At 64.6% G+C, this 308-nt stretch carries 1 protein-coding gene; it reads left to right on the top strand.

The genetic code is table 11. The annotated features are described in order from the left end of the window. On the top strand, positions 1 to 114 hold a 114-nt coding region (locus FLQ44_RS11025), incomplete at its 5' end, for a Maf family protein (protein WP_147694435.1). Positions 115 to 308 lie beyond the last annotated feature (194 nt).

The raw sequence follows: 308 nt of genomic DNA, 5'->3' as shown, positions 1-308 counted from the left end.
AAGGCCGGCGCCTACGCCATCCAAGGCCGCGCCGCCGCCTTCATCCGCCGCATCGAGGGCAGCTACAGCGGGGTGATGGGGCTGCCGCTGTATGAGCTGGCGAGGATGGTTTGAGAGTGGGGATTGGGGATTGGGGATTCGGGATTCGAGGCCTGCAGCGCTGAGCCTGAGGTCTTGGGCTGCTCGACGCTCAACCTGCGCGGCGCCAACCCGTTGATCACGACGGCATGGGCTCGTGCGAGCTTCGAATCCCCAATCCCCAATCCCCAATCCCCAATCGCTAATCCCCGCTCAAATCCACCCACACC

Source organism: Vogesella mureinivorans, assembly GCF_007644035.1.
GTDB lineage: Bacteria > Pseudomonadota > Gammaproteobacteria > Burkholderiales > Chromobacteriaceae > Vogesella > Vogesella mureinivorans.
The sequence above is the reverse complement of the archived record's forward strand: the minus strand, read 5'-3'. Positions and strand labels throughout refer to the sequence as shown.